The sequence below is a fragment of the Staphylococcus sp. HMSC34C02 genome (assembly GCF_001838705.1).
Taxonomy (GTDB): Bacteria; Bacillota; Bacilli; order Staphylococcales; family Staphylococcaceae; genus Staphylococcus; species Staphylococcus borealis.
On sequence record NZ_KV838591.1, the window covers coordinates 1 to 16855 of the forward strand.

The 16855-nt window shown below is 33.5% G+C and carries 10 protein-coding genes, 1 pseudogene and 1 other annotated feature; of the genes and pseudogenes, 2 read left to right on the forward strand and 9 right to left on the reverse strand.

Annotation, left to right across the window (positions count from 1 at the left end; all coding sequences use genetic code 11):
* The 8 genes and pseudogenes from HMPREF3239_RS08550 to HMPREF3239_RS08575 all read right to left on the reverse strand — a co-directional run.
* Nucleotides 1-1111 (reverse strand): DUF1542 domain-containing protein (locus HMPREF3239_RS08550; RefSeq protein WP_141763608.1); only part of this gene is annotated, 1111 nt, incomplete at its 3' end.
* The gene (locus HMPREF3239_RS08555) at nt 1108-2919 is read right to left on the reverse strand and encodes a SasC/FmtB family protein (protein ID WP_371106762.1); all 1812 of its coding nucleotides are present in this window, start codon (nt 2917-2919) and stop codon (nt 1108-1110) included. The genes HMPREF3239_RS08550 and HMPREF3239_RS08555, both read right to left, overlap by 4 nt.
* A 306-nt stretch (nt 2920-3225) precedes the next feature.
* Nucleotides 3226-3312, reverse strand: a pseudogene (locus HMPREF3239_RS12795) (YSIRK-type signal peptide-containing protein); the annotation flags it as partial.
* A 288-nt stretch (nt 3313-3600) separates the two neighbouring features.
* Complete coding sequence (locus HMPREF3239_RS08560) at nt 3601-9684, reverse strand: SasC/FmtB family protein (RefSeq protein ID WP_256323748.1); 6084 nt, start codon at nt 9682-9684, stop codon at nt 3601-3603.
* Nucleotides 9635-10078, reverse strand: coding sequence for a YSIRK-type signal peptide-containing protein (locus tag HMPREF3239_RS12675; RefSeq protein ID WP_256323749.1), 444 nt, complete (start codon nt 10076-10078; stop codon nt 9635-9637). Before HMPREF3239_RS12675 ends, HMPREF3239_RS08560 begins: the two co-directional genes overlap by 50 nt.
* A 226-nt stretch (nt 10079-10304) precedes the next feature.
* Nucleotides 10305-10616, reverse strand: coding sequence for a rhodanese-like domain-containing protein (locus HMPREF3239_RS08565; RefSeq protein ID WP_070855356.1), 312 nt, complete (start codon nt 10614-10616; stop codon nt 10305-10307).
* 21 nt (nt 10617-10637) lie between these two features.
* The gene (gene leuS, locus HMPREF3239_RS08570; protein ID WP_070855358.1) at nt 10638-13052 is read right to left on the reverse strand and encodes a leucine--tRNA ligase; all 2415 of its coding nucleotides are present in this window, start codon (nt 13050-13052) and stop codon (nt 10638-10640) included.
* 47 nt (nt 13053-13099) lie between these two features.
* Nucleotides 13100-13285, reverse strand: a binding site (T-box leader).
* A 65-nt stretch (nt 13286-13350) separates the two neighbouring features.
* Entirely contained in the window at nt 13351-14541 is a 1191-nt protein-coding gene (locus HMPREF3239_RS08575) for an MDR family MFS transporter (RefSeq protein ID WP_070855360.1), read from the reverse strand.
* A 109-nt stretch (nt 14542-14650) separates the two neighbouring features.
* On the opposite strand from HMPREF3239_RS08575, the gene HMPREF3239_RS08580 reads away from it, so the two are divergent.
* Together HMPREF3239_RS08580 and HMPREF3239_RS08585 are read left to right on the forward strand one after the other, a co-directional pair.
* Nucleotides 14651-15610: a tRNA modification radical SAM protein MnmL/YtqA gene (locus tag HMPREF3239_RS08580; protein WP_053030526.1), complete on the forward strand. Its 960-nt coding sequence runs from the start codon at nt 14651-14653 to the stop codon at nt 15608-15610.
* On the forward strand, nt 15607-16167 hold the full coding sequence (locus tag HMPREF3239_RS08585) for a tRNA 5-(aminomethyl)-2-thiouridylate-methyltransferase MnmM (RefSeq protein WP_053030528.1): 561 nt from the start codon (nt 15607-15609) through the stop codon (nt 16165-16167). Before HMPREF3239_RS08580 ends, HMPREF3239_RS08585 begins: the two co-directional genes overlap by 4 nt.
* Nucleotides 16168-16306: 139 nt before the next feature.
* Here HMPREF3239_RS08585 and HMPREF3239_RS08590 read toward each other — a convergent pair whose 3' ends face one another.
* Nucleotides 16307-16708, reverse strand: a complete 402-nt coding sequence (locus HMPREF3239_RS08590) for a transcriptional regulator, SarA/Rot family (protein WP_070855362.1) — start codon at nt 16706-16708, stop codon at nt 16307-16309.
* Nucleotides 16709-16855: the final 147 nt, after the last annotated feature.

Here is a 16855-nt window from a genome sequence, read left to right on the forward strand (position 1 = left end):
CTTCATCTGTTGCGTTTGGTGTTTGATCGATTTCCGCTTTCTTTGCTTGCGCTGCTTTATCGATTGCTGCTTTTGCTTCGTCTTTCTTAACAACCGTTGGTTGAACATGATTGATCGCGTCTACACCTGAAGATTTAGCAGTATCTACGCCTGTGTTATTTGTCGCTTGATCTATCGCATTTTTAGCTGTAGTTACTGCCTCATCGACTTTCGCTTTTGCTGTTGCTTTTTCTTCATCTGTTGCGTTTGGTGTTTGATCGATTTCTGCTTTCTTAGCACGAGCTGCTTCATCTATTGCGTTCTTTGCTTGGGCTTTTTTCTCAACCGTTGGTTGGACGTGATTAATGGCGTCTGTTCCTTCAGTTTTCGCTGTATCTACGCCTGCGTTATTTGTTGCTTGATCTATCGCATTTTTAGCTGATGTCACTGCTTCATCAACTTTTGCTTTCGCTGCTGCCTTTTCTTCATCTGTCGCGTTTGGTGTTTGATCGATTTCTACTTTCTTAGCACGGGCTGCTTCATCTATTGCTATTTTTGCATCGTCTTTTTTTACAACCACTGGTTGGACTTGATTAATTGCATCTAAACCAGATGATTTTGCTGCATCTACACCGGCATTATTTGTCGCTTGGTCTATTGCTGCTTTCGTATTATTCACTGCCTCATCGACTTTTGCTTTTGCTACTGCTTTTGCTACTGCTTTTTCTTCGTCTGTGGCATTTGGTGTTCTATCTATTTCAGATTTCTTCGCATTTGCTTGATCTATTATTGCTTGTCTAGCAAGATTCTTTTTAACAGCGTTAACTTGTACATCATTGATTTTGTTAACTGCATTCTCTTTTGCAGTCGTAACATCAGTATTATGCACACCTCGCTCTATATTTAATCGTGCTTGATTAGCAATTTCATCAATTTTTGCTTTCGCTTCATTTTTTTCTTCAATGGTTGCATTAGTATCGTTATCAATTACGGACTTTTTAGAAGCAATAGCCCTTTCTAATTCTTGTTTCATATTATTTCTATGAACTGAGTTAGGTACAATTTGACCAATATGGTTAGTATTTGAAGTTTGAGCTGTTTCAACTAACTGATTAGTTGTTGCATTTCTCACATCATTAGTCGCATTAATGAGCGCTTCATTAACACTTGTTTAGCTGTTTCTCTTTCTTCAAATGTTGCGTTTGTATCATTCTCAATTTCAACTAGTTTTTCATTAGCTTTATCTTGCAACGCTTGTATCGCTTGTTGCTTAATTGTTGGAATAACATCTATAGGATCAATATCAACTACCGATTGATTCTTTCTTTCTGAAATTTCATTAGTATTAGATGCACTTTCAATATCTCTATTTTTTTCGTCCAAAGTTGCTTTTAAAAGTGTTAAAGCAGCATCTTTTTCTTCTCTAGTCGCATCATTATTATTATTAATTGCTGCTTTACGCGACTCTGCAACTTGATCTATATCTAGTTTTGCTCTTTCTTTATCTAATTTTAAAGTTAAATCATTAATAGTTGCTTGATTTTTTCTTTCACTTATAGGCGTATCATCGTTTTCATTTAAAATTTGACGTGATGCATTTAGAACATTTTGCATCGATGACCAAGCTTCTTGTGAATAATCATGTTGGTTTAAATGCTCTATTTGAGCAGATATTTCATTAAATTTCTCTTGTAAAGCAGTTTTATACATTTCGACAGTAACAGATTGTGTTTCAACATTAATATTACCTTTTCTTTGATCTGATTCAGTTTTTATATACTCGTTATTACCACCATATCTAAAATAGTTATCATCGGCATTCAAACCAAAATCACGACTTCCATTTCTTCTATTCATATTTATACCATCAGTAGCATAAACTAATGTTGCATCGAAATCCTTTTTAATAGGTTCTGAAGTCGGTAATGAAACAGTATAAGCAATGTTTTTAATCGCTCCTGGCTCTATTCTATCTACATTTAATGTTAACAATCTAGTGGATGTATTATAACTTGCTCTAGCATTTTGAGCTGAAATAAATTGAGCTCCTTCTGGTAAAATCACTTTATATTGCGTTTTATTCGAACGGGAGTGTCCTTTATTTTCTAATGCGACATTTAGTGTAGTATTTACTGTAGTTGCAGTAGATGAAGGGGATGTAACTTTATATTGTGTTTCTGTAGTAGTTGCTTTTAAGTATGCACCACTATTTACTTTCACATCTGCTAATCCACTTCCACCAAAATTATTATTACCTTTTAAAAGTCTACCGCCATTTGCACTTTCATAACTTCTTTTTTCATGTGTTTCAAACATAAATCTTAGTCTTGAAACATTGTTAGGCACATTAAATACACCTGTAAATACACCAAATGATTTACCTGCTGTATTAGGTCTACCTGCGTAAAGTAAATCAGTAGGATTATTCGCATCATAGATTGATACTTTAACACCATTGATACCGTGTGTATTACCCATCGAAGTACCCATGAAATTTAGTTGAATTTCTGATCCTGGCGTAACATCTATATCTTGGTATATTGGACCAACAGTCTTATCTGCTGCTACCCCACTAACATTACTTGGATATTTGGATAATACTGCAGCAATTTTATTTTTAGTTTTATCAAAAACATAAGGATTATAGGGCGGTAATGCTTTAGGTCCCCATATAAGTGGTATTACTGTTTGATCGTTATCTTTGACATGCCATCCTGTAATCTTACTTGCCTGATTCATTTCAGACACAGTTTGATTCGTAGGAATAACTGCTCCATTAGACGTATCCGTAAAAGTACCGTTAACAATTTGACCAGAATTGGTTTCATTTAAACTCATTTGATCTTGATTATTTGTAACAATTGTATCAGTAGAACGTTTAGTTCTTTTATGTACTAAATTATTTTTATTTACAGTAATATGATTACTTTCATTTTTCAAAAGATTTTCAGTAGTTGGATTGCCTTCATTAGAAACCGTACTTTGATTGTTATCTCTAGATAAGTTGTTTGTTTCTCGATTATCTATGTTTTTGGGATCATTAATATTTTCTACTTTAGATTTAATTTCATTGTTAATCTTTTGATTAGTTACTAAATCGTTAACAGATCCATTATTATTTTCAGAATCTATGTATTTATCATTATTATTTATTGATTTATCAATGGTTTGAGATTTAACATTTTGTGAGGTAGTTTGCGAAGAATTACTTTCTTCCTCTTGAGTTGCTGCATGACCTGGGTGTGATAAGAAAGTCAGTGTAGCTATAACAGTGGAAAATATTCCTACACTAAATTTACGAATACTAAATTTCTGTTTTTTAAAAAGATTCATTATTGTCCTCCTTGATGTTCTTGTCTTGTTGTAATAGTAATAATGAATAATAATGAGTGTTGCTATTAAATTGTATGATATGATTTTATGCAATTGTTATCATACTTTTTATAATATCATCAATCATTTAAAATAACCAGAATAAATTTTTCATTACATAAGATTTTCACATAACATAAATCTTTAAAAAATTATATTTTAAATCATTATATGCTTTTTGCAAATGAATACTAAAAAAAATCAGACCCCACAATTTTGTGAAGTCTGATTTCCAATTTAACTCATTGATCAATTATTTTCTTTGTTTCTTTTTCTATTTTTCAAGAATAAGAATAAACCACTTATCAAAGCTAAACCTGCTAAAGGTGATTGATTTTGACTTTCTTTACCAGTACTTGGTAATTTAATAGACCCTTTGTTGTTACCTGAGCTAGTATTATAATTATCACCTGAATTATTATTATTTCTATCTCCACCATTATTATTGCCACTTGGTAAATATTCCTTACCTTTTGAACTTAATGGGTTAACTTTTTCAATATCTTCAATAGCTTTATTTGTAATTGCATCAACGTCGTTGTTATTAATATCATTTTCCAATTTTTCTAAAGCATTTTTAACAATTTCATCAATCATGTTTTTAGCTTTATTTTTTTGTTCATCTGTTAAACCATTTAGATTATCAATTTTAGCTTTTTGTTTTCTCGCTATATTTAAAATATTTTTTCTAGCCTGTGGCTTTTTAACAATTTTGATTTTAACTTCTTTTATTTTAGAAGTGAAATTAACTTGAACTTTATCAACATCGTCATTAGTATTTGCATTATCTATTGCTCTATTAGCCTTATCAATTATTTTATCAACCTCTGCTTTTGCTGCATCTTTTTCTTCTTTAGTTGCATTGTGATTTTTATCGATTTCGGCTTTCTTAGCTTTTGCTTGATCTAAAAGCGTTTGTTTCGCAACAGTTTTCTTAGTAGTATCTGGTTGAATTTTTTTGATAATATCGCTACTACTATTTTTAGCTTGATCTACTTCGTCATTTGTAGTTCCTTGATCTATATTATCTTTTGCTTTTTTAGCTTCTTCGTCGACTTTAGCTTTTGCAGTGTCTTTTTCTTCTTTAGTTGCATTGTGATTTTTGTCGATTTCGGCTTTCTTAGCACGTACTAATTCATCGATTGCTTTTTTAGCTTCGTCTTTTTTCACTACTTCAACTACAACACTATTAATGCCATTTGTTCCTTTATTTTTAACCTGATCAACATCACTATTTGTAATAGCTTGATCTATTTCTTTTTTAGCTTTAGTGACTTCTTCATCTACTTTAGCTTTTGCTGCATCTTTCTCTTCTTTTGTTGCATTTGGTGTTTGATCGATTAACTCTTTTTTAGCTTTAGCTACTTCATCTATAGCATTTTTAGCTTCAAACTTTTTAACTGTTTCAGGTTCAATTGGTGTTATAGCTGTATGGCCGTTATTTTTTGCTTGGTCAACTTCGTCGTTAGTTGTTGCTTGATCTATAGCACTCTTAGCTTTAGTAACTTCTTCATCTACTTTTGTTTTTGCTACATCTTTTTCTTCTTGAGTTGCATTTGTGTTATTATCAATTGCTTGCTTCTTAGCTTTAGCAACTTCGTCAATTGTACGTTTTGCTTCTGACTTTTTAACTATTTCAGGTTGAATAGATGTAATAGTATTAACGCCTTGAGTTTTAGCTTGATCTACTGTTTCATTTGTTGTCGAATTATCAATAGATTGTTTTGCTTTTGTTGCTTCTTCATCTACTTTTGCTTTTGCCGCATCTTTCTCTTCTTTAGTAGCTTCTTGATTTTGATCAATTTCGGCTTTTTTAGCAGTCACCGCTTCATCGATTGCTTGTTTTGCCTCTGCTTTTTTAACAACTTCTGGTTGGATTTTTGCTATAGCTGAAGCGCCGTTTGTTTTAGCTTGATCTACATCATTATTTGTTGATGATTGGTCAATGCTATTTTTTGCTTTTGTTGCTTCTTCATCTACTTTTGCTTTTGCCGCATCTTTCTCTTCTTTAGTAGCTTCTTGATTTTGATCAATTTCGGCTTTTTTAGCAGTCACTGCATCATCAATTGCTTGTTTTGCTTCTGCTTTTTTAACAACTTCTGGTTGGATAGATGAAATTGTTGTTTCACCTGATGTTTTAACTTGATCTACATCATTATTAGTAGAAGCTTGATCAATCGCTGCTTTTGCTTTTGTTGCTTCTTCATCTACTTTTGTTTTAGCAGCATCTTTTTCTTCTTGAGTAGCATTTTCATTATTATCAATTTCTTGTTTTTTAGCTGATACTGCCACATCGATTGCTTGTTTCGCCTCAGCTTTTTTAATAGTTTCTGGTTCTATTGAAGAAATTATTGTAGTTCCATTCGTTTTTGCTTGGTCAACATCATTATTTGTAACGGCTTTATCTATAGTTGATTTAGCTTTTGTTACTTCTTCGTCAACTTTTGCTTTGGCTGCGTCTTTCTCTTCTTGTGTAGCATTAGAAACTTGGTCAATTTTAGCTTTTTTAGCTGTAGCAGCATCATCGATTGCTTGTTTCGCCTCAGCTTTTTTAATTGCTTCAGGTTGAATTTTGTTAATAGCAGATATTTCATTATCTCTAGTTTCATGTACAGCATCATTAGTGCTTGCTTGATCAATAGCTTGTTTTGCTTTAGTTGCCTCTTCATCTACTTTTGCTTTGGCTGCGTCTTTTTCTTCTTGTGTAGTAGTGCCATCTTGATCAATTGTATTCTTTTTAGCTGTTACAGTTTCATCTATTGCTTGTTTTGCTTTAATTTTTTCAATTGACTCTGGTTGGATATTATGAATCGTATTAACACCATTGTCTTTTGCTTGATCTACACCATCATTTGTTGTTGCTTGATCAATTGCTGCTTTGGCTTTAGTGACTTCTTCATCCACTTTTGCTTTGGCTGCATCTTTTTCTTCTTGTGTTGCTGTAGGGTGTTGGTCAATTTCTTGCTTCTTAGCAGTTGCTGCATCGTCAATTGCTTGTTTCGCTGTAGATTTTTTAACTGCATCTACTTGAATACCTGCAATTGTAGTAGTTTCTGAATTTTGAACTTGATCTACATCATTATTAGTATTTGCTCGCGTAATTGCATCCTTAGCTTTTTGTACTTCAGCATCTACTCTTGCTTTGGCTGCGTCTTTTTCTTCTTGTGTAGCGGTTGGATGCTGATCAATTTCATTTTTCTTAGCTATCGCTGCATCATCGATTGCTTTTCTAGCGGCAGCTTTTTTAACAACATCAGGTTGAATAATTGATATTGAATTAGTACCTGAGTCTTTCGCTTGATCAACACCATCATTTGTTGTTGCTTGATTAATCGCTGTTTTTGCTTTTGCAACTTCAGCATCGACTTTGGCTTTTGCTGCGTCTTTCTCTTCTTGTGTAGCGTCACTATTATTATCAATTTCTGCTTTCTTAGCAGTTGCACTATCATCAATTGCTTGTTTTGCTGATGATTTTTTAATTGTATCTGGTTGGATACCTTCAATAGTTGTTACACCAGATGATTTAGCCTGTTCTACTTCATTATTTGTATTAGCTTGATCAATCGCTGCTTTGGCTTTTGTAGCTTCAGCATCGACTTTGGCTTTTGCTGCTTGTTTTTCTTCCTCTGTAGCATCGTTAACAGTATCAATTGCTGCTTTCTTAGCAACAACTTCATCATCAATCGCTTTTCTTGCTGCTGCCTTTTTAACGACTTCTGGTTGGATACTAGCAATAGATGAACTACCATTATTTTGTGCTTGATCCACACTATCATTAGTAGTTGCTTGTGCTATTGCTTGTTTTGCTGTTGTAACAGCTGCATCGACTTTAGCAATTGCTGCATCTTTCTCTTCTTGTGTTGCATCAGGTGTATTATTAATAGCTTCTTTTTTAGCAGTTGCAGCATCATCAATTGCTTTTCTTGCTGCTGCTTTCTTCACAGTGTCAGGAAGAATTCCAGAAATAATAGCAGTATTGCTGTTAGTTGCTTCATCTACCGCACTATTAGTAGTTGCAGCATCAATTGCAGCCTTTGCTTGTTTTGCTGCTTCATCGATTTTAGCTAAAGCGACATTCTTCTCTTCTTGAGTAGCCTCATTATTATTGTTGACTAATGCTTTTTGATTTAAGACTGCAGTGTCAATCGCTTGTTTTGCAGCAGGTTTTTTAGCTATTTCAGGTTGAATATTATTAATTGTACTAGTACTGTGCGCTTGAACTTCATCGACACCATCATTATTTGTAGATTGATCAATAAGTCTATCAGCATTTCTAACTTCATCTGTGACTCTTTGAATCGCAGCGTCTTTTTCTTCTTGTGTTGCATCACTAATTTGATTAATTAACGCCTTTTTAGCTTCTGCAGCTTGGTCAATAGCCTTTTTAGCATTTGCTTTTTTGATTACATCAGCATCAATACTATTAATAACGTTTGTTCCATTAGTTTGAGCTTGGTCTACATCATTATTTGAAGTTGCTTGATCAATTAATGCTTTCGCCTTGTTAGCTTCTTCAGTTGCTTTTGCCATAGCCACATCTTTTTCTTCTTGTGTTGCATCATAATGACTATCGATATAAACTTTGCGCTCAGTCAATGCCGCTTCAATAGCTTTTTTCGCTTCTGCTTTTTTAGATGCAGTCACATTAATTGTGTTAATTTGAGCGATTTTAGCTTCTTTTGAAGGAGCGATATCACTACTAGTAGTTAAATTATCAATTTCACCTTTTGCTTCTGTGTATTTATTTTGTAATTTAGTTAAAGCGACTTGTTTTTCTTCAGTAGTAGCTTCAGTGTTACTATTAATGACATTTTCTCTAGCTTTAGCAGCTTTATCAATATCAAATTTAGCTTTTGCTTTTTCTAGGTTTAATAATAAATTATTAATTTCGGCTTGATTCTTTCTATCTGTTAATGGTGTTGATTCAGTTTCATTTTTAACAACTTTTGCATTTGTGAGTGCTGTTTGAAGATTGTTCCACGCCTCCGTAGAGTAATCATTTTGATTTGCTTGAGCAAGTTCTGTTTCAATCTCACTTATTTTATTATTGATAGCATCTTTATACATAAAGACAGTTACAGATTGTGTTGGTGCATTCGTAGTACCTTGTCTTTGATCACTTTCAGCAATAATAAACTCATTATTACCACCATATCGAAGGTAGTTATTATCACCAGGTGTTTGCGTAGCAAGGTCTCTTGAACCATTTTTTCGGTTCATGTTAATACCTTCAGTTTGATAAATCAGATTACCGTTAAAATCTTTTTTAATTGGAACTGAAGTAGGTAATGATACAGTATAAGATATATCTCGTGTAGAACCAGCGTCTATTGGATTAATATTAAGTGTCAACTCTCTTGTATCTTCATTAAATGAACCTGTTGCATTTTCTGCAGTAACAAAAGTAGCCCCTTCTGGTAAAACAACTTTATATTGAGTTTTGTTAGAACTTGAGTGTCCTTTATTCTCAATAGAAAAATTTAATTTAGCATTGACATTAGGTGATGACGCAGAAGTAGAGTGTGCTTGATATTCTGTTTGAGCTGCACTTACTTTCAAGTAAGCACCGGTATTCACAGAAACGTCGGCAACTACACCACCACCAAAGTTATTAGGGCCTTTAAGTAAACGGTGGCCACTGTAAGTGTCATGACTAACATTCACTAAAGATTCGAATTGAACTCTGATTCTTGAAATATTATCAGGTACATTAAATACCCCTTTAAAAATACCAAAAGGTTGGCCACTCGTTTTAGGTGTACCTTTATATAATAATGTTGAAGGATTATTAGCATCATAGACATATAAACGTGCACTATTAAATCCAGATACGTTCCCCATAGATGTACCAATAAAATGGAATTGTAATTCTGAACCTGGTGTAACATCGATATCTTGATAAATCGGTCCTACACTATTAACTGGTCTACCATATGATAAGTTATCGCTATATTTAGATAATACAGCACCAATTTTGTTATTAGTCTTATCAAATGTAACATACGTATATGATGGTAAAGCTTTAGGTCCCCAAACTAGTGGAATTTGTGTTTGTTGACTATTGACTACTTGCCATCCTGGTATTGTACTTGCAGCATCCATAGCTGATTCTGTTGCTGCAGTAGGAAGTTCCGCACCGTTAGATGTATCAGCGAAATTACCATTAATAATTTGACCTGAGTTTGTTTCATTAATTGCCATTGGATCCTGCTGCGATTGTGTATTTGAAGTCGCATCACTGGCATCACGTTTCACTCTTTTATGTTTAGCCGTATTACGCTTTTCATTTGATGACGTTTTTTTCTTCTGATAATGGTTGATTAGTGTCAACATTATGATCTTTAGACTTTGTCTCAGCTAAATCTTTGTTTGAATTTTTATTGTTACTTAAAGTTTCAGACTTGCTCGATTTAGCACTTGTATCATCAACTGAGTTTTGTTTTGGTGCAGGATTATTATCTGCTTTCGTTTCCACTTTAGAAGGTGTGTTGCTTGTGTCTTCTTTAGATTTTACTTGTGAAGATGCATTGTCAGGAGCAGTTGATTTTTGATTAGTATCATCTGTACCGCTTGTTTCAGTAACCTTTTGTTGAGCAGATTGACTTTGCTCATCCAATTCAGCTGCATGTCCTGTATGTGTGATAAATGCTAATGTAGCAATCACTGTTGAGAACGTACCAACTGTAAATTTACGTATACTGAATTTTTGTTTTTTAAATAGATTCATTAAATATCCTCCTTGTAGTCTGATCTTGATGTCCTTGATTTAATGAATTAGTCAAAATATAGTCTAAATCCTATTTGACCATTTACGGAATTATTCTATCACTATTAATCATTGTACGCTAGTGTATTTTAAATTATTATGATAAATATTTTATAAAATATAATTTAGTCCTCTTAAAAATCAAAAAAGCGACTGACATTTGAATTTGTCAGTCGCTTATGCATGATTAAATACTATTTATTTCTGTACCTGCAGTGCCCCATTCGTTCATACCACCTTCTACATTAATAGCATGAATATCATGGTCTTCTAAATATTTCACAACTTTTGCACTACGCATTCCAGCTGCACAGATAATATAGTATGTGTCTTTGTCATTAAAATAATTTAGGTTATCAGGAATTTGATCCATTGGAATTGTTTTAGCTCCAGGTATAACTCCCATTGCAGTTTCTTCGTCAGTTCTAACATCCACAATGTTAACTGGATTAGATTCTAATACTTTCTCTTTTAATTGATCTACTGTAATAGATTCCATTATTAAAACTCCTTTTAATTATTATTTAGCAACAATATTTACTAATTTTTGAGGCACAGCAATCACTTTTTTAATGTCTTTACCCTCTATAGATAGTTTAACATTTTCGTCTTGTAATGCTAATGCTTCCATCTCATCTTTAGACGTGTCTTTAGGAATATTCATTTTGGCTCTAACTTTACCGTTAACTTGGACAACAATTTCTACTTCTGCATCAACTAATAATGATTCATCATAGGTTGGCCAAGGTTGGTAAGTAATCGTATCATCATTACCCAATCTGTTCCATAATTCTTCACCAATATGAGGCGCAATTGGTGCTAACATTTTAATGAAACCTTCTGCATATGGTTTATAAATAGTTTCTGATTTATAACACTCGTTAATAAATACCATCAATTGGCTAATAGCTGTGTTAAAGTTCAATGAATTAAAATCTTCTGTTACCTTTTTCACAGTTTGGTTAAATACTTTATCTAATTTAGTGTCATTGTTTTCAACTACTTTATCTGTTAATGAACCATCTTCATTAATGAATAATCGCCATACACGATCTAAGAAACGTCTAGAACCGTCAAGTCCATTTTCACTCCATGCAATCGCAGCATCTAATGGTCCCATAAACATTTCATATAAACGTAATGTATCAGCACCATGAGAATTGACAATATCATCTGGGTTAACTACGTTGCCTTTTGACTTACTCATTTTTTCATTACCTTCACCAAGAATCATACCTTGATTATATAATTTTTGGAAAGGTTCTTTAGTTGGAACAACACCTAAGTCAAATAAAACTTTATGCCAAAATCTTGCATATAATAAGTGTAGTACTGCGTGTTCAACACCACCAATGTATAAATCAACTGGCAACCAGTGTTTTAATTTTTCTGGATCAGCTAACATCTTACTATTATGAGGATCGATATATCTTAAATAATACCAACAGCTTCCTGCCCATTGTGGCATTGTATTCGTTTCACGACGACCTTTCATGCCAGTTTTCTCATCAACGACATTTACGAATTCATCAATATTAGCTAATGGAGATTCTCCAGTTCCTGAAGGTTTAATTTCATCTGTTTCTGGAAGTAATAAAGGTAATTCATCTTCTGGCACTGTAGTCATAGAACCGTCTTCCCAGTGTATAACTGGAATAGGTTCTCCCCAATAACGTTGTCTACTGAATAACCAATCTCTTAGTTTGTAGTTTACTTTCTTTTCGCCTGCACCTTTAGCAACTAATAGTTCAATTGCTTTAGAGATCGCCGCTTCATTATCTAAGCCATTTAATTCACCTGAATTAATATGTTCACCAACACCTGTGTATGCTTCTTTTTGAATATCTCCACTAGCAATCACTTCGTTAATTGGTAAATTAAATTTAGATGCAAATTCATAATCACGTTCGTCATGCGCAGGTACAGCCATGACTGCGCCTGTACCATAACTAGATAGTACATAATCTGCAATCCAAATTGGTAATGTCTCACCTGATAACGGATTGATAGCGTATGCACCCGTAAACACTCCTGATTTATCTTTTGCTAAATCAGTACGTTCTAAATCGGATTTTTTTGAAGCTTCTTCTTGATATTGTTTAACCGTTTCAAGTTTATCGGCAGACGTAATTTTATTTACTAAAGCGTGTTCAGGACTTAATACTAGGAAAGTCGTACCATAAATTGTGTCCGGTCTTGTAGTAAACACATCAATACTTTCATCACTGTTATCTACTTTAAAAGATACGCTTGCACCTTCAGATCGGCCAATCCAATTACGTTGCATATCTTTAATAGATTCAGGCCAATCCAGTTCGTCTAAGTCTTCTAATAAACGATCAGCATATTCTGTAATTTTTAGTACCCATTGTTTCATTGGACGTCTATAAACAGGATGTCCTCCACGTTCAGATACACCGTCCACTACTTCTTCATTAGACAATACAGTACCCAATGCTGGACACCAGTTAACAGCTACTTCATCAACATAGGCTAATCCTTTATTGTAAAGTTGAATGAAAATCCATTGCGTCCATTTATAATACTCTGGATCTGTCGTATTAACTTCTCTATCCCAATCATAACTAAATCCTAATTCTTGAATTTGACGTTTAAACGTTTGAATATTTTGTTGTGTAAATTCTCTAGGGTCATTACCCGTATCTAAAGCATATTGCTCTGCCGGTAAACCAAACGCATCCCATCCCATTGGATGAAGAACGTTATAACCTTGCATACGTTTATATCTAGATACAATATCCGTAGCGGTATAACCTTCAGGGTGTCCGACATGTAAACCTGCTCCTGATGGATACGGGAACATATCTAACGCATAAAATTTCTTTTGACCTAAGTTATCGCTTGTTTTAAAAGTTTTGTTGTCTGCCCAATAATTTTGCCATTTTTTCTCAATTTCCTTATGATTATATCCCAAATCTATTTCCTCCTATAAATAAAAAAACATCTCTAACTATTATTTATGATAGGGACGACGAATAGCCGCGGTACCACCCTAATTCACATATTATGTGCACTTTATAATAGTAAGAGATGTTTTAAATTTAATTATTTAACGGTAAGTTCACTTAATTCTTAACACTAGTTCTCACCACCACTAGCTCTCTGATGAAAAGTATTTAAGCTACTACTCCAATACATTTTAATATTATGAGATTCAAGCAGTAATTGCAAGTAGTAGTTATTAATTTATTTCAACTTACACTTAAATATAGTTACTGTCTTGAACGTTTTGATTGTGCTCTTTTAGGCAGACCCTTATCAAAGATTGAAAGGAAAATAATTCCAATGATTAATAAAAGCATGATACCGATAAACATTGCACTCATGTTAAACGTATCTACTAATAATCCACCAATCAACGGACCAAATGCCTTACCAACAGTTGATGCTGAATTGACAACACCTTGATATTGACCTTGTTTACCTTCAGGTGCTAAATAGTTAGCGATTGTTGGAACAGCAGGCCATACAAACATTTCACCAAACGTTAAAATAATCATTCCGATTAGAAATACAGTAAATTGTTCTGCAAAACTAGTAACAAAGAATGACAACATAAAGATTAAAATCCCAACAAACATTTGATGTTTTAAGTTTCCTTTTAATAACATAATCGCTGGTCTTATTAACGGTTGCGCAACTAAAATCATAATACCATTCACTGTCCATAATACGCTATATTGAGACATTGAAATATTTAATTCTTGCGTGAATGATGCAATTGTTGTTTCCCATTGAATATAAGCAATCCAACAGATAGCAAACATGACACATAATAATAATAGTGCAATAAACCGTTTTTTGTTTTCTTTATTGTGAATATCTATACTGTCGGGTGTTCGAAATTTAGCATGATACTCAAGATTGAACTGCGTTATTGCAACAATTGCAAATAAGACGTACATGATTAAGTTAGCTAAAAAGATATAATTAAAACTTAATTCAGCCACGAAACCACCCATTGCTGCGCCCGTTGCTACACCAATGTTTTGAGCTAAGTAGATAGCATTAAATGTTGTTCTTCCCCCATTAGGCCAAACGGCACCAGCCATTGCATATATTGCGGGAACTATCATACCTCCACCAAAGCCTAACAGTACTAACCAAACTGCATACCATGGCCATCCATGGAAGAAGTTTAAGAGTGTCGTACTTATTAAACAAGTCACAGTACCAATCATAATTGTTCGATAGCCGCCTAATTTATCGAATAATGAACCCCCTAATAAATTTCCGACTACCATTCCAAATGAATTAACCATTAGAACAATCGCAGCAATTGTCAGGCTCTTACCCAGCTCTTCTTTCATATAAATTGTGTTTAAAGGCCATAAAAAGCTAGAGCCAGTTATATTCAGTGCCATACCTATAACTAGCCACCATACTGATCTAGGTATATTCATACTATTAGTCCCCTCTTTATATTTTTGTTGAACCACATTAAACACTATAACATTAAAGTATGTTAAAATCTTTACTTAGAACTAAGTTAGATAGAAAGGAAAATGTGTTATGGGTAACTATTTCCCGTATGCCTTTGAAAATAAACGATATCATACATGGAATTACCATTTAAAAAATAGATTTGGGCAAAAGATTTTTAAAGTAGCGCTGGACGGTGGATTTGATTGTCCTAACCGTGATGGCACAGTTGCACATGGTGGTTGTACATTTTGTTCAGCAGCAGGAAGTGGCGACTTTGCCGGTAATAGAGCTGATCCAATTGAAGTTCAATTCCAACAAATTAAAGATAGAATGCACGAAAAATGGAGCGAGGGTAAATATATTGCTTATTTCCAAGCCTTCACTAATACGCATGCACCAGTAGAAGTATTAAAAGAGAAGTATGAGCCTGTCCTTAAAGAAGAAGGCGTTGTTGGTTTGTCTATAGCAACACGACCAGATTGCTTACCAGATGACGTTGTAGACTATTTAGCAGAACTTAATGAACGTACTTATTTATGGGTAGAATTAGGTTTACAGACTGTCCATCAAGAAACATCTGATTTGATTAACCGTGCACATGATATGCAAACTTATTATGAAGGTGTGGCAAAGTTAAGAAAACACAATATTAATGTTTGCACACATATCATCAATGGATTACCAGGAGAAGACTATCAAATGATGATGGAAACAGCTCGTGAAGTAGCGCAAATGGATGTTCAAGGTATTAAAATCCATTTACTTCATTTATTAAAAGGTACGCCAATGGTTAAACAGTATGAAAAAGGAATGCTTGAATTTATGTCTCAAGAAGATTATACCAATCTAGTTTGTGATCAACTTGAGATTTTACCTCCAGAAATGATTATACATCGAATTACTGGAGATGGTCCTATCGACTTAATGGTTGGTCCAATGTGGAGTGTTAATAAATGGGAAGTTTTAAATGAAATTGATAATGAATTAGCAAGACGCGAATCATATCAAGGTAAATATTATCAAACTGAAGAAAAGGTCAAATTATGAAATTAGAACGTATTCTCCCCTTTTCGAAAACGTTAATAACTGAACACATTAATTCGCAAAGCATCGTCATTGATGCAACTTGTGGCAATGGTAATGACACGAAATTCCTTGCGCAACAAGTTCCAGAGGGTCACGTATTCGGATTTGACATCCAAGCATCTGCTATTCAATCCACTTATGAAAAGGTAAAAACATACGATAACGTAACGCTCATTCAAGATGGCCACGAGAATGTGCAACAACATATCGATTCTAACTATAAAGGTCATATTGATGCCGCCATCTTCAATCTTGGGTATTTACCTAAAGGAGATAAATCTATCGTTACGAAACCAGAAACTACTATCAACGCGATTAATAACATCTTTGATTATTTAAGTGTTGAAGGCATTATCGTATTAGTTATCTATCACGGCCACCCTGAAGGTCAAATTGAGAGAGACGCTTTATTAACGTTTCTAGAAGCATTCGATCAAAATAAAGCACATATTCTTAAATATCAATTTATGAATCAAGTGAATCATGCACCCTTCATTTGTGCCATTGAAAAACGTTAGCTTTAACATCTAACAAGAAACCTAACATTCTTAATAAGAATACAAAAAATCCACTCCAAAATATTAATTACGGAGTGGATTTTTTATATAACACGCTTATAGTATAAGTCAATATGACATCAAACTGAGATTTGATTACTTAAACACGCATTAATAAATTTAAACTGTTTTCTAATATTTCATATCGTTTTTTTATAGTTGCGGTAATGAAATCTAACAGTTCATTTTTCTGTTCTTGTTTAGCTTCATTAAAATGTATAATTACAGTACGTTCATCATCCAAAGGACGTTCTTTAAAAATCCATTCAGAGTGAACCAATTTATTATATGTACGGGTACGTTTATAAGACTTAATATTAACGTAACTATCCATTTCTTTCAGCGTCATAGGACCTTTGTCCCATAAAGTAAGTAAAATTAAAACCTCTTCTTTAGTTAAATCATAAGTTTCATATATTATTTTAAAAATTGAATTGATTTCCTTACAGACTTCTTCAAGCTGTAATATCATTGAAACATTCTCTCCTGCTTGATTACTCATGCTGCTCCCTCCCTAACCGATTGTACACATTCTGATTTTAAAATGATTAAATTATCTGTCACTATATATTTACCCAATTATCACTATTGTAATTAAACAATTTATAATAGCTCCCAAAAATTAACTTACATTAAAGCAAATGTTAAA

Coding starts and splice junctions, on each gene's coding strand:
- HMPREF3239_RS12675 (WP_256323749.1), bottom strand. CDS start 10,078: ATGAATCTATTTAAAAAACAAAAATTCAGTATACGTAAATTTACAGTT.
- HMPREF3239_RS08580 (WP_053030526.1), top strand. CDS start 14,651: ATGGGTAACTATTTCCCGTATGCCTTTGAAAATAAACGATATCATACA.
- HMPREF3239_RS08590 (WP_070855362.1), bottom strand. CDS start 16,708: ATGAGTAATCAAGCAGGAGAGAATGTTTCAATGATATTACAGCTTGAA.
- HMPREF3239_RS08565 (WP_070855356.1), bottom strand. CDS start 10,616: ATGGAATCTATTACAGTAGATCAATTAAAAGAGAAAGTATTAGAATCT.
- HMPREF3239_RS08585 (WP_053030528.1), top strand. CDS start 15,607: ATGAAATTAGAACGTATTCTCCCCTTTTCGAAAACGTTAATAACTGAA.
- HMPREF3239_RS08575 (WP_070855360.1), bottom strand. CDS start 14,541: ATGAATATACCTAGATCAGTATGGTGGCTAGTTATAGGTATGGCACTG.
- HMPREF3239_RS08560 (WP_256323748.1), bottom strand. CDS start 9,684: ATGTTGACACTAATCAACCATTATCAGAAGAAAAAAACGTCATCAAAT.